The sequence below is a fragment of the Streptomyces sp. NBC_01525 genome, assembly GCF_045040405.1.
Classification (GTDB): domain Bacteria; phylum Actinomycetota; class Actinomycetes; order Streptomycetales; family Streptomycetaceae; genus Streptomyces; species Streptomyces benahoarensis.
This window is the reverse complement of sequence record NZ_CP109397.1, coordinates 4,330,357-4,352,503: the sequence shown is the minus strand read 5'-3', so window position 1 is coordinate 4,352,503 and position 22,147 is coordinate 4,330,357. Positions and strand designations below refer to the sequence as shown.

17 protein-coding genes are annotated in these 22,147 nt (G+C 74.4%); 6 read left to right on the top strand and 11 right to left on the bottom strand.

Going from position 1 to position 22,147, the window contains the following annotated elements; genetic code table 11:
• The first annotated feature begins 29 nt into the window (after positions 1-29).
• The 3 genes from OG422_RS19550 to OG422_RS19540 all read left to right on the top strand — a co-directional run bounded on the left by OG422_RS19550 (position 30) and on the right by OG422_RS19540 (position 3,111).
• Entirely contained in the window at positions 30-581 is a 552-nt protein-coding gene (locus OG422_RS19550) for a hypothetical protein (RefSeq protein ID WP_405743908.1), read from the top strand.
• A gap of 209 nt (positions 582-790) precedes the next feature.
• Complete coding sequence (locus OG422_RS19545; RefSeq protein WP_405743907.1) at positions 791-1,552, top strand: FHA domain-containing protein; 762 nt, start codon at positions 791-793, stop codon at positions 1,550-1,552.
• Positions 1,549-3,111 (top strand): serine/threonine protein kinase, encoded by a 1,563-nt coding sequence (locus tag OG422_RS19540; protein WP_405743906.1) that lies wholly within the window; start codon positions 1,549-1,551, stop codon positions 3,109-3,111. The genes OG422_RS19545 and OG422_RS19540 overlap by 4 nt, the downstream gene beginning before the upstream one ends.
• A 53-nt stretch (positions 3,112-3,164) precedes the next feature.
• Here OG422_RS19540 and OG422_RS19535 read toward each other — a convergent pair whose 3' ends face one another.
• The 3 genes from OG422_RS19535 to purN form a co-directional block, all read right to left on the bottom strand.
• A complete protein-coding gene (locus tag OG422_RS19535) occupies positions 3,165-3,542 on the bottom strand; it encodes a hypothetical protein (RefSeq protein ID WP_405743905.1) in 378 nt (125 codons plus the stop codon).
• Positions 3,543-3,740: 198 nt separating this feature from the next.
• A complete protein-coding gene (gene purH / locus OG422_RS19530; RefSeq protein ID WP_251076722.1) occupies positions 3,741-5,324 on the bottom strand; it encodes a bifunctional phosphoribosylaminoimidazolecarboxamide formyltransferase/IMP cyclohydrolase in 1,584 nt (527 codons plus the stop codon).
• On the bottom strand, positions 5,312-5,968 hold the full coding sequence (gene purN / locus OG422_RS19525; RefSeq protein ID WP_143942756.1) for a phosphoribosylglycinamide formyltransferase: 657 nt from the start codon (positions 5,966-5,968) through the stop codon (positions 5,312-5,314). The genes purH and purN overlap by 13 nt, the downstream gene beginning before the upstream one ends.
• 315 nt (positions 5,969-6,283) lie before the next feature.
• On the opposite strand from purN, the gene OG422_RS19520 reads away from it, so the two are divergent.
• Entirely contained in the window at positions 6,284-7,351 is a 1,068-nt protein-coding gene (locus OG422_RS19520) for a hypothetical protein (RefSeq protein ID WP_405743904.1), read from the top strand.
• Positions 7,352-7,432: 81 nt separating this feature from the next.
• Here OG422_RS19520 and OG422_RS19515 read toward each other — a convergent pair whose 3' ends face one another.
• On the bottom strand, positions 7,433-9,280 hold the full coding sequence (locus OG422_RS19515) for a DUF6350 family protein (RefSeq protein ID WP_405743903.1): 1,848 nt from the start codon (positions 9,278-9,280) through the stop codon (positions 7,433-7,435).
• Between the two features lie 213 nt (positions 9,281-9,493).
• Here OG422_RS19515 and OG422_RS19510 point away from each other — a divergent pair, with 213 nt between their 5' ends.
• Positions 9,494-11,023, top strand: coding sequence for an RNA polymerase sigma factor (locus OG422_RS19510; protein ID WP_405743902.1), 1,530 nt, complete (start codon positions 9,494-9,496; stop codon positions 11,021-11,023).
• A 66-nt stretch (positions 11,024-11,089) separates the two neighbouring features.
• Here the strand turns inward: OG422_RS19510 and sucD are convergent, their stop codons facing one another.
• Positions 11,090-11,974, bottom strand: a complete 885-nt coding sequence (gene sucD, locus OG422_RS19505; RefSeq protein ID WP_143943555.1) for a succinate--CoA ligase subunit alpha — start codon at positions 11,972-11,974, stop codon at positions 11,090-11,092.
• 21 nt (positions 11,975-11,995) lie between these two features.
• The gene (sucC, locus tag OG422_RS19500; protein WP_405743901.1) at positions 11,996-13,174 is read right to left on the bottom strand and encodes an ADP-forming succinate--CoA ligase subunit beta; all 1,179 of its coding nucleotides are present in this window, start codon (positions 13,172-13,174) and stop codon (positions 11,996-11,998) included.
• 613 nt (positions 13,175-13,787) lie between these two features.
• Between sucC and OG422_RS19495 the strand changes: the two genes are divergently transcribed.
• Positions 13,788-14,672, top strand: coding sequence for a peptidoglycan-binding protein (locus OG422_RS19495; RefSeq protein ID WP_405743900.1), 885 nt, complete (start codon positions 13,788-13,790; stop codon positions 14,670-14,672).
• Between the two features lie 180 nt (positions 14,673-14,852).
• Here the strand turns inward: OG422_RS19495 and OG422_RS19490 are convergent, their stop codons facing one another.
• From OG422_RS19490 to OG422_RS19470, 5 genes are all read right to left on the bottom strand, one after another.
• Entirely contained in the window at positions 14,853-16,028 is a 1,176-nt protein-coding gene (locus OG422_RS19490; protein WP_405743899.1) for a hypothetical protein, read from the bottom strand.
• 88 nt (positions 16,029-16,116) lie between these two features.
• Complete coding sequence (locus OG422_RS19485; protein WP_405743898.1) at positions 16,117-17,025, bottom strand: hypothetical protein; 909 nt, start codon at positions 17,023-17,025, stop codon at positions 16,117-16,119.
• 454 nt (positions 17,026-17,479) lie between these two features.
• On the bottom strand, positions 17,480-17,890 hold the full coding sequence (locus OG422_RS19480) for a hypothetical protein (protein WP_143943550.1): 411 nt from the start codon (positions 17,888-17,890) through the stop codon (positions 17,480-17,482).
• Between the two features lie 352 nt (positions 17,891-18,242).
• Positions 18,243-19,382 carry a VWA domain-containing protein gene (locus OG422_RS19475; protein ID WP_405747905.1) on the bottom strand — a complete coding sequence of 380 codons (1,140 nt, stop codon included), beginning with the start codon at positions 19,380-19,382 and terminating at the stop codon, positions 18,243-18,245.
• 125 nt (positions 19,383-19,507) lie between these two features.
• Entirely contained in the window at positions 19,508-22,147 is a 2,640-nt protein-coding gene (locus OG422_RS19470) for a DUF5682 family protein (RefSeq protein WP_405743897.1), read from the bottom strand.

The window sequence follows — 22,147 nt, the reverse complement described above, 5'->3', positions numbered from 1 at the left end:
CCGGCCACCCCGCCTGAAGGACACCGCTCGTGAGTTATCCGAACCAGAACCCCTACAGCCAGCCGCCCGCCCCCCAGCCCGGTTACGGCTACCCCCAGCAGCCTCCCGCGCCCTACGGTCCCTACCCGGGCGGCGGGATGCCGCCGGGCGGGATGCAGCGGCCGCCGCTCACCGGCATGCCCGGCGGGGTGAAGGCCGCGCGGGTGCTGCTGTTCGTGCTCGCCGGACTGAACCTCATCGGTCTGGGCCTGGCGGTGACCGGCCTCGGCGCGGTCAGCAAGGCATCGCACAGTGCCCGCCAGGACGACGCCCTCGCCGCGGCCAACCTCGGCAAGGGCCTGCTGATCGCCCTGATCGTGGTCATCACGATCTTCACGGTGCTGGCGGTCGCGCTGGCGCTGCAGTTCGCGAGCGGCAGCAACGGCGTCCGGATCGGCGCCACCGTCTTCGGCGCGGCGACCCTGGTGGTCAGCTTCGCCGTCTTCCCGCTGGGCCTGATCCACACCGTGATGGGCATCCTGGTCATCGCCTTCACCTCGAAGGAAGACGCCAAGGCGTGGTTCAACCGCCCGCGTTACTGACGCCGTCGGACGCCGTTCCACCGTCCGCAGGCCCCCTCCGCGTCCGTGCGAGGGGGCCTGCGGCCTTTCCGGGGCCTGCCGGTCTTTCCGGGGCCTGCGGGCTTCAGGCCGCCCCACGGTGACCGTTCGTCACACTTTTCCGGTACGGGAGAGGGGGATCTTCCTCCGCCGCTACCCTGCCCCTGGCGTTCTCGGGGGAAGGAATGACCATGCACAGCATCATCGTCGTGCCCGCGCACAGCACCGGACCGGCCTCGCAGCTCCGTCTCGCACCCGGCGAATCCCTGACGTTCGGCCGCCGCGCCACCGGACCCGGCGCCCCGGCCCACCACCTCCCGCTCACCCACGGCGGCGTCTCCCGTACGGCCGGGCGGATCACCGCCACCGGCACGTACTGGACGATCGGCAATCTCAGCGCGCACCAGACGTACGTCGTGGAGAACCCGGAGGGCGCCGGGGAACACATCAAGGTCGCGCCGGGGCGGATCGACGCACCGGTGCCGTTCGAGTTCTCCCGCGTGGTGTTGCCCGCCGCCGGTGACCTGCTGAGCTTCGAGGTCTGGGCGCCGCGCCACGACTACGCGGACCCGACGGCGCCGGATGGACCGGATGACGGAACCGGCGCCGAACTGACCGCCCCGGCCTTCCCCTTGGACCGCACCAAGCGGTACTTCCAGGTCCTCGCCGCGCTCTGCGAGTCGCGGCTGCGCGGTGCCCCGCACGCGCCGCTGCCGACGGTCGAGCAGATCACCGCGCGGCTGCGCCCGGTGTGGCCGGCCGCGGGCCGCGCGTCGGTCCAGTGGAACGTCGACTACCTCGCCGTCAAACTCCGCCTCAAACAGCCACCGGAGGCGGCGGACGGCGGCCCCCGGCTCAACGGCAAGAAGGAGAGCCTGGTCTCCCTCGCGCTACGCTTCAACCTCGTCGACGAGGACGATCTGGCGGTCCTGGACGGGCGGGCCCCGGCATGACGGACGGGGCCCGGCACACCGTCACCGTCCCCGCGGGCTACCGCATCGGCCGCTGGACGGTCCGCGCACCGCTCGCCTCCGGCGCGTTCGGCAGCGTCTACGCGGCCCGCCGCACCGGCCCCGCCGAGGGCCTGCCGGACGACGCCGCGCTGAAGATCCTGCCCACCGGCACCCGCACCCCGCGCCAGCTGCGCCACCTCCAGGACCTGGCCCGCCGCGAACTGGACGTCCACCGCAGGCTGCAACGGCCCCGGCTGATCCGGATGTTCGAGACGCTGACCGTCGACGATCCCGGGCGCCCGGCTCTGGACGGCGCGACCGTCCTCGTCCTGGAGCGCGCCGAGGGATCCGTCGAGGATCTGCTGCGACGGTCGGCCCCCGGGCCGGTGCCGGCGGCGCCCGCGTTGCTCGCGCAGGTCTGCGAGGGGCTGGCCCAGCTCCACCACGCGGGCTGGGTGCACGGTGACCTCAAGCCCGCCAACGTCCTGCTAATGCCGCCGGGCACCGACGGCGGCGGGCCCGACGGTGTCTGCGTGCGGCTGGGCGACTTCAATCTCGCCGCTGAGATGGACGGCACCCACGCCTACGCCCCGGCGTTCGCCACCCCCGACTGCACCCCGCCCGAACTGCTGTGGTCCGAGGTCACCGCGCACGGGCGGCAGATCCGCCCGACCGCCGACATCTGGGCCTTCGGCGTCCTCGCCCATCTGCTGCTGACCGGCGTCCCGCCGCTGCCCGGCGGCGGCCCGGCCGCCCGCCGCGACGCCCTGCTGCGGTACGCGCGCGGCGCCGAGGAGTTACGCCTCTCGCCGCAGCTCCCGGTGGAGTGGCGGGAGATCGTCACCGACTGCCTGGCCCGCGACCACACCGCCCGCGCCGCGCACGACGCCGCCTCGCTGCTGCGCCGCGTCGAGAAGGCCGCGGGCGCCGGCCCCTCGCCGCGCCTGCCCCGGCTGCGGCCGCGCCGCGTCCGCCCCCGCGTCTGGGTGGCCGCGGCCACCGCCCTCGCGGCCCTCGGCGGCGGCGGGCTGTACGCCTTACGGGACGTGCCGCCGGACCCGGCGTCGTACGGCGCCGACGAGCTCCGCACCGACCGCGGCATCCCCGTCGCCTACCGCAAGCCCCTTGTCAACGCCGCCCGCTCCTGCGAGAACGCCGAGGTCACCAGCGCCCTGATCGCCGCCCTCCTGAAAACGGAGTCGAACTTCGACCCGGACCTCTCCGACCCCGCCAAGGACGAATACGGCATCGCCCGCTGGACCCCGTCCGTCCTCTATTACTGGCTCCCGCCCGACCGCCGCCCGGCAGGCGGCGAACGCGCGATGAAGCCGCCGTTCCCGCCGGAGGTGTCCATCCCGGCGGTCGGGCGCTACCTGTGCGACATCTCGCGGTCGCTGTCGCGGGACGTCAAGGGGGACCGGCGGCTGGCCATGGCCGCGGCGTACCGGACGTCGGTCCAGAAGGTGAACCGGGCGGGCGGGGTACTCCCCAAGGAGAAGCCGTACACGGACGAGATCGCCCGGCATCTCAAGGAGTACACGCCGGGCGGAGCAGCGTGAGCCTGAAGGCAGCGGCCCCCGGGGCATGGTCCCGGGGGCCGCCGTCACGGGCGTCAGCAGCCGCGGATCCCCGGCACCGGCTTCCAGTTGGCGCCGTCCTTGAAGAAGACGGCGGAGACCCAGCCCTTGCCGGGCACGTTCACCCACCAGTTGTTCTTGTAGCCGTGGTAGCTCACGTTGCCGCCCTTCTTCTGGCACTTCACCGGCACCGTGCCGCCCAGGTGACGGGCGGTGACCTTGGAGCTGACGTACGGCTTCTGGTGCGCGTTGACGTCCTTGGCCCACAGCGTGGCGGAGCCCTTGACGATGCCGCTGCCGGCCACGTGGACGTCGGACGGGGTGGCCGAGGCGGCCGGCGCCATCGCCAGGGCGCCCGTCGCCGCGGCACCGGTGATCAGCAGGGCGGCGGCGCGCTTCTGTGTCGAGAACATCTCTTCCCCCATGGTTCGGGTGGCGTGGTCCCCCGGTTTCCCGGGCGACTCGGTCCCCCACAGAAAACCGCGTGGCCGCGCCCCCGGGTACCTCGCACATACGAGGTACCCGGCGGGGCGCGGCCGTGCCAGGTTCGGCTGCGCGGACGGGCCGCGCGCCGTCACGGGGGTACGACGCACGGCCCGTCGGCGGCGGGCTCAGTGGAAGAAGTGCCGCGTCCCCGTGAAGTACATCGTCACGCCGGCCTTCCTGGCGGCCTCGACGACCTGCTCGTCGCGGATCGAACCGCCGGGCTGCGCCACGGCCTTGACGCCCGCCTCGGCCAGCACCTCGAAGCCGTCGGGGAAGGGGAAGAACGCGTCGGAGGAGGCGTACGCGCCGCGCGCCCGCTCCTCGCCCGCGCGCTGGACGGCGAGCTTGGCGGAGTCGACGCGGTTGACCTGGCCCATGCCGACGCCGACGGTGGCGCCGTCCTTGGCGAGCAGGATCGCGTTGGACTTCACCGCCCGCCCGGCGCGCCAGGCGAAGGCCAACTCGGCCAGCTCATCGGCGGTCAGCGGCTCGCCCGCGGCCAGCGTCCAGGCGGCCGGGGAGTCGCCGTCGGCCTGGAGGCGGTCGGTGACCTGGAGGAGCGCGCCGCCGTCGATCGGCTTGACCTCGACGGGCGCCGCCGGGGCGCCGGGCACCCGCAGCACCCGGATGTTCTTCTTCCGGGTCAGCGCCTCCAGCGCGCCGTCCTCGTAGCCGGGCGCCACGATGACCTCGGTGAAGATCTCCGCGACCTGCTCGGCCATCGCCTTGCTGACCGGCCGGTTGACGGCGATGACGCCGCCGAACGCGGAGAGCGGGTCGCACTCGTGGGCCTTGCGGTGCGCCTCGGCGACGTCCGCGCCGATCGCGATGCCGCAGGGGTTGGCGTGCTTGATGATCGCCACGCACGGCTCGTCGTGGTCGTACGCGGCACGGCGCGCGGCGTCCGTGTCGGTGAAGTTGTTGTACGACATCTCCTTGCCGTGCAGCTGCTCGGCGTCGGCGAGGCCGCCCGGCGCGGCCGGGTCGAGGTAGAGCGCGGCGCCCTGGTGCGGGTTCTCGCCGTAGCGCAGGACGTTCTTGCGCTCCAGGGCGGAGCCCAGGAAGTCGGGGAAACCGGAGTCGTCGGCGGCGGCGTAGTCGGCGGCGAACCAGGAGGCGACGGCCACATCGTAGGCGGCGGTGTGCTGGAACGCCTCGGCGGCGAGCCGCTTGCGGGCGGTGAGCCCGAAGCCGCCCTCGGCAACGGCGGCCAGAACCTCGCCGTAGCGGGCGGGGTTGACGACGACGGCGACCGACGGGTGGTTCTTGGCGGCGGCGCGGACCATGGAGGGGCCGCCGATGTCGATCTGCTCGACGCACTCGTCGGGGGAGGCGCCGGAGGCGACGGTCTCCCGGAACGGGTAGAGGTTCACGATCACCAGGTCGAACGGCTCGACGCCGAGGTCGGCGAGCTGCTTTTGGTGCTCGGTCAGCCGCAGGTCGGCGAGGATGCCCGCGTGCACCTTGGGGTGCAGCGTCTTGACCCGGCCGTCCAGGCACTCGGGGAAGCCGGTCAGCTCCTCGACCTTGGTGACCGGCACACCGGCGGCGGCGATCTTCCCGGCGGTCGATCCGGTCGACACCAGCTGGACACCGGCCGCGTGCAGCCCCTGCGCCAGCTCCTCCAGGCCGGACTTGTCGTAGACGCTGACCAGAGCGCGGCGGATCGGCCGCTTGCTGTCTTCGGCGGTGGCGGTCAAGAGATACATACCTTTCGTCCCTCAATGCGGTAGCCGTGACGGGCCAGACGCCCCACGACCTCGACGAGCAGAGTGCGCTCGACTTCCTTGATGCGCTCGTGCAGCGCGGCTTCGTCGTCCTCGTTGCGGACCTCCACCACGCCCTGCGCGATGATCGGCCCGGTGTCGACGCCTTCGTCGACGAAGTGGACGGTGCACCCGGTGACCTTCGCGCCGTACGCGAGCGCGTCGCGTACGCCGTGGGCCCCGGGAAAACTGGGCAGCAGGGCGGGGTGGGTGTTAACCACCCGGCCGCCGAAGCGGGCCAGGAACTCCGGCCCGAGGATCTTCATGAACCCGGCGGAGACGATGAGGTCCGGCGCGTACGCGGCGGTGGCGGCGGTGAGCGTGGCGTCCCACTCGGCGCGGGAGGCGTGGTCGCGGACCTTGCAGACGAAGGTGGGCAGCCCGGCGCGCTCGGCGCGCTCCAGACCGGCGATGGCCTCACGGTCGGCGCCGACGGCGACGATCTCCGCGCCGTACGCGGCGGGCCCCGCCTCGGCGATGGCGTCCAGCAGCGCCTGGAGATTGGTACCGGAGCCGGAGACGAGGACGACGAGCCGGACCGGGGACGCCTCGGCGTCCGGGCGGCGCGGGGGGAGAAGGGGGTCCACGATGGGGGTCTTTCTCGCGTGGTGCTGCTGCGGTGCGGTGGGCGTGCGGTGCTGCGGGCCGACACCCGCACCGCCGCTGGACGGTTCCGTCCGGCGCCTTTGTGCGGTCGTACGAAGCCATGGGTCGCGTAAATACGGGGAACCCTACGAAGGCGCCGACCGTCAGCAACGATACCGGCACACCGCGCGGCCCCCACGGGACGGGGGCGGGCACGGGAGGTAGCGTCAGGCGCAGGAACGCATGCAGTTCGTGGTGCTCGTCCCCCCGGCCGCCCGGCCGGAAGGGCGGCCGAGACAAGGGAAGACTCACTCCAGATGCCGGACCGACGCCGCCGCGCGGCCCCCCTCCTCCCGCTGCCCGCGACGTCCCCCGGGACGGCCCGACTGCCGGGAGAGGGCGTCCTTTCCTCCGCCCTTGCTTCCTCCGTTCCCTTCTCCCTGCGGCTTCCCGTCCCCAACGGCACGGCTGTACGGCCGGGGAGCGGCGGCCTCGCGTTGCGTTCGGGGGAGCCCGGGGACTCCGGGTCCGGTACGGGTTCGGGGGCGGGGTCCGGTACGGGCTCCGGGCCCGGTGCGGGTCCCGGCTCGGGCTCCGACTCCGGCTCCGGTACGGGCTCGGGTTCCGACTCCGGCACCGGCCCCGGCACCGGCCCCGGCTCCGACTCCGACTCCGGCCAGCAGGAGCGCAACCCCTTCGCGCCGCCGCCCGAGGGCGTCCCCGACCAGGAGTGGCGGCCGCGCCGACGGGCGCAGGACGGCTCCCAGGGTTCGCACCCCGAGGGCGGCCAGGGCGAGGACGGGCCCCCGGCGTGGGGCAGCCGGTGGAGCAGTCGGCAGCCGGGGCGGCAGAGCGGCGGTTTCGGCAACCGCCCCGGGCGCCCCACCGGGCAGAGCGGTCCCGAGGGACGCTCCGGCGGACTGCGCTGGGACCCGACCGACCCGGCGCAGCGGCGCGCCCGTTACGCCCTGCTCGCCGGTCTGTGGGCGTTCTTCTTCGCCCTCTTCAGCCTCCCGGAGGTCGCGTTGCTGCTCGGCGCGCTCGCCCTCTACTGGGGGATCAGTTCGCTGCGCGCCAAGCCGCGCGCCGGGCGGCCGTCCGCCGCGGCGACGACGGCGGCCATGGAGGGCCGCCCGACACCGTCCGCCTCCGGCACCGGCCAGGCCACACCGGGCTCCACCCGGCCGCAGACCACGGCGGCGGTCAGCGGCCTGGTCACCGCGTCCCTGGCGCTGCTGATGGTGGCGGCGACCTTCTTCGTGAAGCTCGCCTACCACGACTACTTCACCTGCGTCGACGACGCCCTGACCCGCACCTCCGCCAAGTCCTGCGAAAAGCTCCTCCCGAAGGAGTTCCGGCCGCTGCTGGGATCCCAGGAGGAGTAACCGCGGGACGGTGACCCGGTTGCCCTGGTTGCTCAGGGCCACTTCGAGCCCCCTGACGTGAAAGCCGGACCACCGGCCGCGTCAGGGGGCTCGCCGCTCCTCCGGGGCCGGGTCGGCCGCGGCGGCGCCCTCGGCCGCGGCGGCCCTCGCGGCGCCCTCCGGCGGGTCGGCCTCCGCTTCGTGCTCCGGCGGGTCGGCCTCCGCTTCGTGCTCCGGCGGCTCGCCGTCCGAGTAGGCCCGCAGCTCCGCCCAGCGGGCCGCCCGGTTGTCGGCCTCGTGCCAGGGGTCGAAGCGGTGGACGAGGATGCCGAGCCCGTACGGGTCCGGCGGCGCCCCGTCACCGCTCTGCCGCTCGGCGTCCGCCTGCTCGGCCTTCGCCGCCTTCCGCTCCGCTCTCGTGACCTTCCGCTCCGCTCTCGTGGTTTTTCGCTCCGGCTTCGCGGCCTTGCGCGCCGCGCGTCGGGCCTTCCGCCCGGGCCGCCGGGCGCGGTCCGGGCCGCCTTCCTCGCCGCCCGTGCGGCGGGACCCGCGCCTCCGTGCGGGCGTGGCCGCCTCGTCCCCCGCCCCCTCCACGTACGGCCCAGCAGGCGCCGGTACCGCGGGCGCCGCTCCCTCCCCGTGCCGCTCCCGCTTCCGCTGGGAATGGAGGCGACACGCACGCAGCAGGAGCGCACACGGGAGGCCGATCAGGGTCGTCCAGCCGGTGGCGGCGAGGCCGGTCTGCCACCAGGTCGGGCCGAACAGGGCGAGGCTCGCGGTGCCCAGGGCGCCGCCCGCCAGAGCGGAGAGCATCGCCGTCGCGGCGCCGCAGGCCCCGGCCGCAAGGGCCGCCACGCCCAAGGTGGGCCGGCGCCGCCAGGGCCCCCCGGCGTCCGGCCGGGCCGCGGCGTGGGCCACGTACCGGCCGAGCAGCACCCCGGCGAGTACCGGTCCGGCGGCGACGGACCAGGTCAGTGGCGTGCCGGGGCCGGGTTCCGGGAGGGCGGCGAGGAGCGGGAAGTGCGGGAGGGCGGCCGGTGCCGAGGTGCCCAGCGGGCCCGCGAGGCCGCCCGCGCCCGCGGTGAAACCGGGCCCGAGGGCGTAGGCGGCGCCCCAGACGGCCGCGTTGGGGAGGAGGGCGAGGCAGAGCAGCAGCACGGTGCCGCGGCCGACCCAGTCCGGGGCGAGGGCCAGGAAGTCGCGCCGAGCGTACTCGGCGTGCAGGACCAGGCCGACGAGGGTGAGCACCGCGCCGGAGCCGAGCAGGGCGAGGGTGGCGGCGGTGGCCGCCCGGCGCACCGCCACGCCCCGCGCGCCCCCCAGGGCGGTACGCACGCCAGGGGGCAGCACCTCGTCCCACCGGGCTGCGGGCCCCGGGCACCCGTGGCCGTACCAGGCGCTGAGGGCCAGGGTTCCAGCGGCGACGGCGGGGATCCAGAGCGCGGCGCTGACCGGGTCAACGCGCAGCGGGCCCGTCGAGGCGTAGACCACGGCACCGGCCGCGACCAGCAGATATCCGGCGAACAGGGCCGCCAGCCGGGCGCCCGGCGACGCCTCCGGGTGCGCGGGCAAGGCGACCTCGGGGCCGTCGTCGTCCGGGTCGGCGAGGAGGTGGCGGGCGGCCCGGTGGAGCAGCCAGACGGGCAGCGCGCCGAACAGCAGTGGGGTGAGCGCCACCGGGGCCGGTACGCCGGTGAGCGTGACGGTGCGGACCAGGTCGGCGCCGTGCGCCAGCAGCCACAGGTCGGCGGCGAGGTGCAGGGCCTCCGCCGGGTCGCTGCCGGGGTAGGGCGAGGCGACCCACACCAGGAGCACCGCGACGGTGACCACGCCGAGGCCGAGCCCGGCAGCCGTCGCCCCGCCGAAGAGGGCCGCGCCGATCGCGGAGGGGGGCGCGGCGGGGCGGCCGCGCGGGAACGGTTCGGGGCCACGGTCGGTCAGCTGGCTCACGGCGCCATGCTGCCAACAACACCCGATTCATCCGCGTAGTGACCAAATGACCGACGTGTCGCACATGATCCGCTTATTAGGTTTTTCACACTGTCTTGTGTTCCGGATATTTCGCGATCCCTTGATCGACCCAGAGGCCACTTCGATCGGCGGCCCCCAGCGCACCACGTACCGCGTACCGCCGGAGCACCGGGGACGCGTGGAGAGGACGGCATGAGTCACCGCAAACGACAGAACCCGCGCCGACGGCACCCCGAGCGCCCCGCACGACGCCCCCCGACCCGGCGGAACGCCACCCCGCCGGCGCCCGCGCGCCCCGCGACGGGCACCGAGCCGGAGGACCGGCATCCCCGACCCGACCCGGACCGGACCGCACCGGCGGCACACCACGACACCGGGGCGGACGGCCCCCGCCCCGACCCCTCTCTCGACGACACCGCCGAGCTGCCGATCCTCACCGGGGACCCCGCGGACACGATGGAGTTCCCGGTCATCACCATCGCCCCGCCCCGGCCCGGCGTACGGACCGGTCCGGGGCCGGGCCCGGCGCAGGACCCCGGCGCCGCCGCCGTCGCCGCGTTCGACGCCCTGTACACGCACCATGCGGAGGCCCTGATCCGGCAGGCGTATCTGCTCACCGGGCGGCCCCGGCGCGCCCAGGAGGCGGTCGAGCGGGCGTTCCGGCTGGCGTGGCAGCGGTGGCCCGAGGTGGCCGTGGACCCGGACCCGGTGAGCTGGGTGCGGGCCGCCGCCCACGAGTACGCGCTGTCGCCGTGGCACGGGCTGCGGACCGGCCGGGCGGCGGAACGGCCGACGCCCACCGCGCCCGCGCCGCCGCCCACCGGCCCCGGCGACCGGGCGCTGCTGGGCGCGCTGCTGGAGCTGCCCGCCCCGTACCGGCGGGCCCTGGTGCTGCACGACGGCGTCGGGCTGGGGCTCCGCGCGACCGCCGCCGAGGTGGAGGCGAGCACCCGGGCGGCGGCCGGACGGCTGGCCCACGCCCGGGCGACGGTGGCGGAAAGGGTGCCCGAGCTGGAGCTGTCCGATCGGTCCCCGGAGCAGCAGGGCGCGATCCTGCACGACCGGCTCGCGGCGCTCGCCGCCACCCAGCCGGTGGCGCCGCCCGCTGCCGAGGCGGTGCGCGACGGCAGCGATCTGAGCGTGCGCCGCCTGACCCACGGCGCGCTCGGGCTGTCCGGGCTGCTCGCCGCGACCACCGTCTTCGCCCTGGTCACAGCCGTATGGCACGAACCGCCCGCACCCCCGGCCCACCCCCGGGCGACCACCCCCGCCCGGCCCGCCACGGCCCCGGGCACCCACCGGCCACCCCGGGACGCGGCCGGAGCCCCCCACAGCAACCCGGCACCCGGCACCGGACCGGACGACGGCTCGGACGGCTACGGAGGCGACCCGTCCACCTGGAACAGCGACGGGTCCGACGCGGCGGACGACAGCGGGAACGCCGGGGACGGCAAGCCCACCCGCCCCTCCCCCGGCGGCGGCCACCCCGGCCCCCAACCGGCCCCGGGCACCGCCCCGTCCGCCGCCCCGCAGAAGGGCGCCGCACCCCGGGCGGTCCCGCCGCCCGGACCGGCCGCTCCCGGGTCGCCGCCGCCCGGGCCCGCCGCCCCCGGACCGGCCACCCCAGGGTCAGCCGCGCCCCGGGCCGTCACCCCGCCGGTGACCCACCCCGCCACACCGGCCTCCCCACCGACCCCAGCCACCACCCCACCCACCCACTGACGAAAAACGACACCGGGCCCGCACCCCCAACGGGGTACGGGCCCGGTGCTACCGGAAGGACTTCCGTCAGCCGACGAGGATCTCGCGGGCCAGACGGGCGGTCTCCGACGGGGTCTTGCCGACCTTGACGCCGGCGGCCTCCAGGGCCTCCTTCTTCGCCTGGGCGGTGCCGGAGGAGCCGGAGACGATGGCGCCGGCGTGGCCCATGGTCTTGCCCTCGGGCGCGGTGAAGCCCGCGACGTAGCCGACGACCGGCTTGGTGACGTTGGCCTTGATGAAGTCGGCCGCACGCTCCTCGGCGTCGCCGCCGATCTCACCGATCATGACGATCAGCTCGGTCTCCGGGTCGGCCTCGAACGCCTCCAGGGCGTCGATGTGGGTGGTGCCGATGACCGGGTCGCCACCGATGCCGACGGCCGAGGTGAAGCCGATGTCCCGCAGCTCGTACATCATCTGGTAGGTCAGCGTGCCGGACTTCGACACCAGACCGATCTTGCCGGGCTTGGTGATGTCGCCCGGGATGATGCCGGCGTTGGACTGACCGGGGGTGATCAGGCCGGGGCAGTTCGGACCGATGATCCGAGTCTTGTTGCCCTTGGTCTTGGCGTGCGCCCAGAAGGCGGCGGAGTCGTGGACCGCGATGCCCTCGGTGATCACGACGGCGAGACCGATCTCGGCGTCGATCGCCTCGACGACGGCGGCCTTCGCGAACTTCGGCGGCACGAAGATGACGGAGACGTCGGCGCCGGTCTGCTCCATCGCCTCGGCGACGGAACCGAAGACGGGCACCTCGGTGCCGTCGAAGTCGACCTTCTCGCCGGCCTTGCGGGGGTTCACGCCGCCGACGATGGTGGTGCCGTCACCGAGCATGAGCTTGGTGTGCTTCATGCCGGTGGCACCGGTCATGCCCTGGACGATGACCTTGCTGTCCTTGGTGAGGAAGATAGCCATGGTGGTGTCTGACCTCGTCCCTTACTTCGCAGCCGCGAGCTCGGCGGCCTTGTCGGCCGCGCCGTCCATGGTGTCCACGCGCTGCACCAGCGGGTGGTTGGCGTCGCTGAGGATCTTGCGACCCAGCTCCGCGTTGTTGCCGTCGAGGCGCACGACCAGCGGCTTGGTGACGTTCTCACCCTGGGACTTCAGCAGCTCCAGGGCCTGGACGATGCCGTTGGCGACCTCGTCACAGGCGGTGATGCCACCGAAGACGTTGACGAAGACGGACTTGACGTCCGGGTCGCCGAGGATGATCCCCAGGCCGTTCGCCATGACCTCGGCGGACGCGCCGCCACCGATGTCGAGGAAGTTGGCCGGCTTGACGCCACCGTGGTTCTCACCGGCGTACGCGACGACGTCCAGCGTCGACATGACCAGACCGGCACCGTTACCGATGATGCCGACCTCGCCCTCAAGCTTGACGTAGTTCAGGCCCTTGGCCTTGGCGGCGGCCTCCAGCGGGTTCGCCGCGGCCTTGTCCTCCAGGGCCTCGTGCTCCGGCTGGCGGAACTCGGCGTTGGCGTCCAGGGACACCTTGCCGTCGAGGGCGATGACCTCACCGGAGGCGACCTTGGCCAGCGGGTTGACCTCGACGAGGAGCGCGTCCTCGGCGACGAAGGTCTTCCAGAGGGTGACCAGGACGTCGGCGACCTTGTCGGCGACCTCGGCCGGGAACTGGCCCGCGGCGACGATCTCCCGGGCCTTCTCCTTGGTGACGCCGTCGTTGGCATCGACCGGGATCTTGGCGAGCTTCTCGGGCGTGGTCGCCGCGACCTCTTCGATGTCCATGCCACCGGCGACGGAGGCCATGGCCAGGAAGGTGCGGTTGGTGCGGTCGAGGAGGTACGAGACGTAGTACTCCTCAAGGATCTCCGGAGCGGTCTCCGCGATCATCACCTTGTGGACCGTGTGGCCCTTGATGTCCATGCCGAGGATGTTGGTCGCGTGCTCGACCGCCTCGTCGGGGGTGGCGGCCAGCTTGACGCCACCGGCCTTGCCGCGGCCGCCGACCTTCACCTGCGCCTTGACGACCGACTTGCCGCCCAGACGCTCGGTCGCCTCGCGGGCTGCCTCAGGCGTGTCGATGACTTCACCGGCCAGCACCGGTACACCGTGCTTGGCGAAGAGGTCCCTCGCCTGGTACTCGAACAGGTCCACGCGCGTCCGTCCCTTGTCTTCTCAGAATCGCCGTAGTGATCGCGGGTCGTTCTCTGCGATGGGCGTGCCGCGAAGGGCAACGTGACGGCGCTGTCACAGGGGAGGCGTACACGGTGACCGAATACGCGGCATGTCCGTCTCGCAGGTTATCGCCGCAGGCGGTGCGGCCCTAAATCACAGCTCGCACTGGAGCGGTGATTACGGTCACAGAAGCCCAGGCAGCGCCCGTACGGACGCCCCGGATCGGCGGTTTCCCGGCCCCCGGCCGCGTCACTGTGGAACGCCTCACGTCGCCGCCCGAACGGCCGCCACCACGAAATCCGCACCCGATTCCGGCCACCCGGTACGGCGGCGCGCCGGATCCCGTACGGGCCGGCCCTTACAGCGCCCGGCGCGCGATCCCGCCCCGGGCGTCGCGGCCCGGGGCGGACGGCACGCAACGGTCCGGTGCACTACCCGCCGTCCACCTGGGTACAAGGGGAGTGCCCGGCCCGGGGCCGGGTGCCCGCGCCGTCCGGCCACCCGTACGGCCGACGCCCGGACGCCGGGACCGGCCGTCGCACCTCGGTGCCGCGGACCGGCGACGGCCACCACCACTGCATGGGGGAGTTTCATGGCGACACCGCTCACCGCATCCGACCTGCTCAAGGCGTTGCGCGACGAGGGGCTGACCGTCCACGAGGTACGCGACTGGCGCACCCACAACCGCAACGCCAAAGGCGCCTGGGGCCCGCTGAACGGCGTGATGATCCACCACACCGCCACCACGGGCACCGACGATTCCGTCGCCCTCTGCTACGAGGGCCGGTCCGATCTGCCCGGGCCGCTCTGCCACGGGGTGATCGACAAGAAGGGCGAGATCCACCTCGTCGGCAACGGCCGCGCCAACCACGCCGGGCTCGGCGACGGCGACGTCCTGCGCGCCGTCGTCCGCGAGAGCCGGCTGCCGCACGACAACGAAGCCGACACCGACGGCAACCCGCACTTCTACGGCTTCGAGTGCATCAACCTCGGCGACGGCGACGACCCGTGGCCCGAGGCCCAGATCCAGGCGATCGTCCGGGCGTCGGCGGCGCTCTGCCGCGCCCACGGCTGGGGAGAGCGCTCCGTCATCGGCCATCTGGAGTGGCAGCCGGGGAAGGTCGACCCGCGCGGCTTCCCCATGGCCGCGCTGCGCGCCCGTATCCGCGCGCGGCTGGCCGGACCGGCCGACGCCGGGGAGACGGGGGGCGGCGGGGAGCGCCCCGCGGCCCACGAGCCGTTCCCCGGGACGGACTTCTTCCGCTCCGGCACCCGGAGCGCGATCATCACGGCGATGGGCGAACGCCTGGTGGCGGAGGGCTGCGGCCACTACCGCCAGGGCCCGGGCCCGGAGTGGACCGACGCGGACCGCGACTCGTACGCAGCTTGGCAGCGGAAACTCGGCTTCTCCGGCGACGACGCCGACGGCATCCCGGGGAAGGTCAGCTGGGACCGGCTGAAGGTTCCCGCTTCGTAGAGCTGGATGTGGGCCCGGCCCCGGCTGTGGGGCCGGGCCCGCTCGTGGATCCGGGTCCGGGCCGTCGTCGGCCCGGACCCGGACATGAGGAAGCCGGGTGGTCCTCCCCCACAGAGGGCCACCCGGCTGTTCATGAGGCGACGTCACCCGCGCAGGGGGACGGTCGCGGAGTTACCGCCGTCAGACGCCCTGAGCCGGGAGCGCGGGGACACCCGGGATCGAGGGCACCGTGTGGCCGGCGGGGACACCCGGGATCGAGGGAACGGTGTCACCGGCGGGGACACCGGGGACCGACGGCACACCGGCCGGGATGCCCGGGACCGACGGCACGGCCGGAACGCCCGGGACGGAGGGAACGGACGGGACCGACGGGACACCCGGGATCGCGGGGATGTTGGCCGGGTCGGTCAGGTCGGTGGGCACGGTTCCGGCGGGCAGCAGCGTCACGACGATGTCGCGCACGGCAGCCTGGTTCACGCCGGCGACGGTCCGCTCGGTGGCCGGGAGGACGAGGGCGAACACAGCGTCGACGGTGGAGCCGCAGGCACCGGGCAGCGCGGGCTTACCGGGCAGCGCCGGGACGGCCGGAACGGTCGGGGTGACCGGGACGGCCGGGATCGCCGGGACCATGGGAACGGTCGGGGCCTTGGGCAGACCGGGGGTCGCGGGCACCGCCGGAACGGACGGAACCTGGCCGGTCAGGTTGGTCAGGTCGGCCTGGTTGGTGAAGCCGGTGAGGTCAGCCTGGTTGGTCAGATCGCCCAGGTTGATGCCGGGGATGGCGCGGCTCAGGTCCTCCTGGAGACGCCCGTACTGGTCACCCTTGGCGATCGTGGTGTGGATACCGCCCAGGGCGTTGACGACCGGGCCCAGACCATGGGTGGCGGGCAGCGCCGGGACACCGGGAACGCGCGGGGTGGTGGGAAGCGCCGGAATGCGCGGGGTGGCGGGCAGGTCCGAAGCGGCCGGGACACCGGGAACGCGCGGGGTGGTGGGAAGCGCCGGAATGCGCGGGGTGGCGGGCAGGTCCGAAGCGGCCGGGACACCGTGCATCGCGGGGATCGAACGCGGGGCCTTCTTCGCCGCCTTCGACAGACCGGCGGGGACACCGTGCTGCGCGGGGATGGTGTGCGGCACCTTCTTCGCCACCTTCGGCAGACCGGCCGGGAGGCCCTTCTCGGCGGGGAGGGCGGGAACGGTGTCCTGCACCTTCTTCCCCGCGTTGGCGAGCGAGCCGACGGCGGGCAGGTCCGAAGTGGCGGGCAGTTCGGCGGCGTTGGCGGAGACGGCGCCGAGGGCCAGCAGACCGGTGGCGGTGGCGGCGACGGCGATGGAACGACGGATGGCGATACGCATGGGAAGGATCCTTCGAATTCAGAGGTGTGATGGGCAGACCTGTGCCGCCCCCGCGCGGCAGGTCAGGAGAGACGCGGAACGGTCCGCTCTAGCCCGGGAATTCGAGGATGTCGTGGGGACGGTGACGCGTCGGCGCGCCCTCCGGCCGGTGCGCACCACCGGGCACCCACCCGGTGCACGCGGTCTCCGCCACGCACGTGGCGTGCTGGTCGCCACGGGGACCGTGACCGTCACCCATGCTCGACGAGGTGGGCGTGAACGTCACTCTGGGAAGCGGCGCCGACGCGCCGCCCTGGCTCGGTGCACCCGGCGCACGAGCGGCGCTGCGCGCCCCCTCGGCACCCTTCGCCCGCACCCCGCCGACGTAAGACGGGTTCACCTTCTCCGCAGGTCCAACGCGGTGCGCGGCGCCCTGCGGGGTTCCGTGCGGAGCGCCACCGTGCTGCGGCCGACCGCCGTCACCGGGGTGCCCCGGGTGCGTTCCGGACGGCAGCGGCAGCACGGCACCCGCCGCGTCGCCCACCTGCCGTACGACGCCGGTCACCGGGTCGACGACCTGGACGGCGCGCTCGGCGGCGGGCCGTACGGCGTCGGCGAGGTCACCGGCCGCGGCCCGTGCCTGGTGATCGGTCGCCGCGCCCGCCTGGGCTTCCTGCCGCGTGACCGCGGTTCCGGAGGGCTCCAGGTGGTCGGGCGCACCGGTCCGGGTGGCGGCCCGGACCGGTGCCGCCGCCTCGGCCGTGGCCTTGGCGGGCGAGGCCGTCGCGCGGTCCGCGGGCACGGCCCGGACCTGCGACGACGGCTGGTCGGACGACTGTCCCGCGGTCGACCCGGCGGACGCCGGGGAGAACGTCCCCGGCAGTCCCGCCGTGCGGTCGTCCGCATGGGCGCCGGGGCCGAAGGCGAAGCCGAGGGCCACGAAACCCACCAGGAAGAGCCCCGCCAGCAGCGCACGCCGCACGGCCACGGTGCGCGGCAGGCGCACAGCGGCAGGCACGACGAACACAGCAGACAACGGAGGAGACCTTCCCAGAAGGACGGGGACGCCGGGCAGGGGCCACGGCGTCGCTCTCGTCACGGGTGATCAAGCGATGACCCGATCCTTGCACGAGGGGCCAGGGCGCCCGCAAGTCCCCTTGGCACTCCTGTCACGTTCCTCCGCCATGTCCGGTATGGCGTACGAACAGCTTTCGATTTACCGGCGGTCTCCGTCGAGTACGGCACATTCAGCGGGTGCATGACACTTCGTTACCTGTGACACGGGCCGACCCGCTTGCCACGGAGAGTCCGGAAACGCCGAGGCCGGGTGATCCTCCCCCACAGAGGACCACCCGGCAGTTCGGGGCACCGGTGCACTCAGACGCACCGGGGAGAGGGCGGCACGGCGTCACCGGCGTGCCACCGCGGTGCCGCTACCGGCACCGTTGACGCCGAAGCGCCTCCGTACGGGCTCAGCCGCGCGGCTGGCCGGGGATGCTGGGGACCGTGGGGTCGATACGGTCCGTCCAGCAGTCGCCGTTCTGGTCGCAGATGACGCGGCCGGTGTCACCGTCGGCGGCGGGGACACGGGGAATGAGCTTCCCCTCCTCACCGGACCGGAGCGACGCCTGCCGCGTCACGAAGTAACCGGTCGGGTCCTCCGGGTCCACACGGCAGATCTCACCGGGAGCGGGGTCGCAGTCGTCGCTCGGCGGCAGGATCACCCGGCCGCCGTCGGCAGCGGTGAGGGCGTGGAAAACGCCCAGGTCGGTCCTGTCGGAGGGGACCCAGTCACTGTCGGCCTGGGCGGCGGTCGCGCCGAAGGCGACCAGGCCGACAGCGGCGGCGGCCACGGCCAGGGAACGGCGAACGGGATGACGCATGGTGACAATCCTTCGCTTCTGAAGCTGACGGGCTGTCCTGTCCCGCCCGCACGGCGGATCCCGGCGGCGGGGCGATCCAGGCGCACAACCGGCCTTCCCCGGCAGCCCGTTGGCGACGGCCACCGACGAAGTCGGACGTGCGTGGTGCGGGTGCGCCGTACCGCCGCGCGCCGATCGCCCACGCACCGTGCGTACACGGGCAGAGGTGACGGAGACGGCGGAAACGGGGAGTGCTTCCCAGGAAGACGGGGGCGGCCACGGCCCGGAATCCGTGGTGCCGCTCACGTCGTGGGCGATACGGCGACCTTGCCCGCCCCGGCGGCCACGCCGCAAGGACCCTCGGTACGACCCGTCACCGTTGCTCCGGCATGTCCGGTATGAATAGGGGGCGCTTTTCGATTGCGGCGGCCATGACATCCGGGAAGCGATCAGGTGTGCAGGCGAAGGCCGGTACGCCCAGGGCCGCCAGAGCCGCCGCATGCTCCCGGTCGTATGCGGGCGCACCCTCGTCGGACAGCGCGAGCAGGCAGACGAACTGCACCCCCGACGCCTTCATCGCGGCGACCCGCTTGAGCATCCCGTCGCGGATCCCGCCCTCGTAGAGGTCGCTGATGAGGACAACGACCGTGTCGGCGGGGCGGGTGATCCGGGACTGGCAATAGGTGAGCGCGCGGTTGATGTCCGTGCCGCCGCCGAGCTGGGTGCCGAAGAGGACGTCGACCGGGTCGTCGAGCTGCTCCGTGAGGTCGACGACGGCGGTGTCGAAGACGACCAGCCGGGTGTCGAGGGCCCGCATCGAGGCGAGCACCGCGCCGAAGACCGAGGCGTGGACGACGGACGCGGCCATGGAGCCGGACTGGTCGACGCAGAGCACCACTTCCTTCTTCACGGACCGCGCGGCACGGCCGTAACCGATCAGCCGCTCGGGGACGACCGTGCGGTGCTCGGGCAGGTAGTTCTTGAGGTTGGCGCGGACGGTGCGGTCCCAGTCGATGTCGCGGTGGCGGGGGCGGGCGGTCCGAGCCGAGCGGTCCAGCGCACCGGTGAGGGTGGCACGGGTCCGCGTCGCCAGACGCCGCTCCAGCTGCGCGACGACCTTACGGACGACGGCCCGCGCGGTCTCCCGGGTCGTCTCGGGCATGGCCTTGTTGAGGGTGAGCAGGGTGCCGACCAGGTGGACGTCCGCCTCGACCGCCTCCAGCATCTCCGGCTCCAGCAGCAGCGCGGCCAGGCCGAGGCGGTCGATGGCATCGCGCTGCATGATCTGGACGACTGGGGAGGGGAAGTACGTACGGATGTCGCCGAGCCAGCGCGCCACACCGGGCGCGGACGCACCGAGCCCGGCGGCGCGGCGGCCCCCGGCGTCCCGGCGGTCGCCGTCCCGCTCGGCACCGTCCCGGCCGTAGAGCGCGCCGAGCGCCTCGTCCATCGCCCGGTCCTGGCCTCGCAGTTCACGTCCGGTACCGTCCGCGTCGCCCCCGCCGAGCGCCATCCGCCAGCGCCGCAGGCGTTCATCGGGTGAGACGGGGTGAACGGTGGCGACGGCGGGAGCGGTGGCGGGCGGCCGGGCGGTTGCGGGGCCCGGGGTGGCGGGCGGGTCCATGCGGTCGATGGTGTTCAACGTGCCCTTCCCAAGGTGTCGTTGGCGTACGGGACGGAGCCGAGCAGCAGGTGGAGGGTGGGCAGGACGGCGGCGGCGCGGTCGCGGTCGAGCCCGGGGCCGAAGCCCGGTACCGGTACGACGTCGTCCGGACCCGCGCCCCTGACGGGCCCCGCCGCCTGCGGTGCAAGGGCGGCGGGGCCTCGGCGTATCAGCTCGCCGAGGGCACGGCGCACCCCAGGCCCGTACGCGGCGAACGTCCGGCGCAGCAGCGGGAGTACGTCCGTGAACGCCTCGGCCGACACCCTCGTCAGCCAGCCGTCGACGAGGGCCAGCAGCCGCTCGTCGTGGACCAGCAGCATGCCGTCGCCGTCCCCGCCTCCGGCGAATCCCTCGATCCAACCGGCGGCGTCCGTAGGCGGAGCGGCAGGCGACAGGGCGAGCCCCATCAGCCGCTCCACACCGTCGTCGCCGAGCCGCCCGTCATCGCGCAAGAGGCGCACGGCACGGCCCCGGAGCAGCCCGGGGACGCGCTCCCGCCCGGTGAGGGCGCGCAGTGTGTGGGCCCAGCGGTCCGCGGGGGTGCGGCCGCTGCCGGGGGGCGGGGGCCCGGCAGAGCCGGGAGCGGGGCCGGGGGCCGGGGGCCCGGCGGGGCCGCCGCCGATGGCGGTCGGGCCTTCCGTGGTGGTGGCGGATGCGCCCGCGGCGGCCTCGACGGATTCCACGGCCCCGCCACCCCCGATGGTCTCCGGTCGGCTGAGCAAGGTGACGGCCCGGTGGGTGGCGTCGAGGTGGTCGCGCATCTCGGTGGCGGCGTCCGCGTCGAGACCGGCGCAGGCCGGCGGCAACCCGACGAAGATCCGCTCGGCCAGCCCCGCGGCCACCTCGCGCAGCGCCGCGCCGTCCGTGCCGCGCACATCGCCGTAGCGGACGGCGCGGACGAGGGCGGGGAGCGCCCGGGCGAGCCGTCCGACGTCCGTGTCCAGTGCGGCGCGGTCCGCCAGGACGCGCATGACCTGCGGCAGGGCGTCCGGGAGCGCGGCGAGCAGGCAGCTCTCGGCGACGGCGGTGACCTCGGCGAGCGCGGTGGCGGCGCCCGCGTCCGCCTCGGCCTTGGCGGTGGCCGCGGACCGCACGGTCGTCCCCCAGATCCCGGCCTCGGCGACCTTCACCGACAGCTCCGGCTCCCAGCGCAGCCGCCAGGTCTCGCGGAACGTACCGGTGGTGGCGCGCGACCGGACCGGCTCGCCCCAGGGGATGCCGAGGAGACGCAGCCGGTGCAGCAGGCGGCTGCGCCCGGCGTCCGTCTCCTTGCGCAGATCCAGCTCCACCTCGCGCTCGGCGGCCTCCGGCTTGAGGCGCAGGGCGCGGGCGGTGCGGGTCAGGTCGCGTTGCAGGGGGACGGCCGGTGCGCCGTCGGGCACCTCGCCGAGGGCGTCCCCGACCACGAGGCGGTCGTGGATCAGCGCGGCCGGGACGTCGGAACCGTCACCCATCACGGCGCGGATCGCGTCGGTGGTCTCGGCGAGCCCCGGGAGCGGTCGGCCACGGACCGCGGCGAGCCCTTCGGCAAGGCGTACCGCCTCGATGACGTGGGCCGGGGAGACGGCGTAGTCCTCCGCCCGGAGCAGCCCGGCGGCCTTGGTCAGCCAGCGCGTGACGGGCCGGTCGGGCACCCGGAAGAGATGGCCGTACCAGCCGGGCGAGGCGATTCCGGCGCCGTAACCGCTGTGCCGGGAGAGGCGGCGGTGCGTCCAGGGCACCCAGGTCAGCTCGACCTTGGCCTTGGGCAGACCCGTCAGCAGCCGTCGGTCGGCGGTCACCGTCGTACGACGGGCCAGCGCCGGAACGTGCCAGGCGCCGCACACCACGGCCACGCGGTCCCCGAACTCCCGCCGGGCGGCCCGCACCCGCAGCCGCATATGGGCTTCGCGCACCGGGTCGTCGGGATGCCCGCCGTCGCCGTACGTCTCCCGCAGAGTGGCCATCGCCTCGGCAACCGCCGCGAACGGCGCCAGGGCATCCGCCACCCCGGGCCCGCCCGCCGTACGGTGCTCGACGACGTCCTCCCACCACGCCTCGGCATCGTCGTACCCGGCGGCCCGGGCCAGCGCGCCCAGCGGATCGGTCCGGAGCGCGGCGCCCGGCGAACCCGGGGCGGTGGCGGGCCCGCCACCGGGGGCCTCCTCCGGCGGCTCGGGCGTGGCCCCGGCACCCGGCTCCGGGCCGGGCTCCGGGCCGGGCTCCGGGCCGGGCTCCGGGCCGGGCTCCGGGCCGGGCTCCGGGCCGGGCTCCGGGCCGGGCTCCGATGTCGCCAGGGAGTGGGCGGCCGGAAGGTCGATGAAGCGGACCGGGACCTCCCTCTCCAGGGCCCAGCGCAGGGCCACCCACTCCGGGGAGAACTCCGCCAGCGGCCAGAACGCCGACCGCCCCGGGGCGTCCCGGACATGGGCGAGCAGGGCGACCGGCGGGCGCATTTCGGGGTGCCCGGCAAGCGGCACCAGGGCGTCCGCCTCCGGTGGCCCCTCGATGAGCACCGCGCGCGGGGCGGTCTGCTCCAGGGCGGCGCGCACCGCCCGCGCCGACCCGGGGCCGTGATGCCGCACCCCGAGCAGCACCGGCTCCGCGGGGACGGCCCCCGCACCGGACCTGCTCAT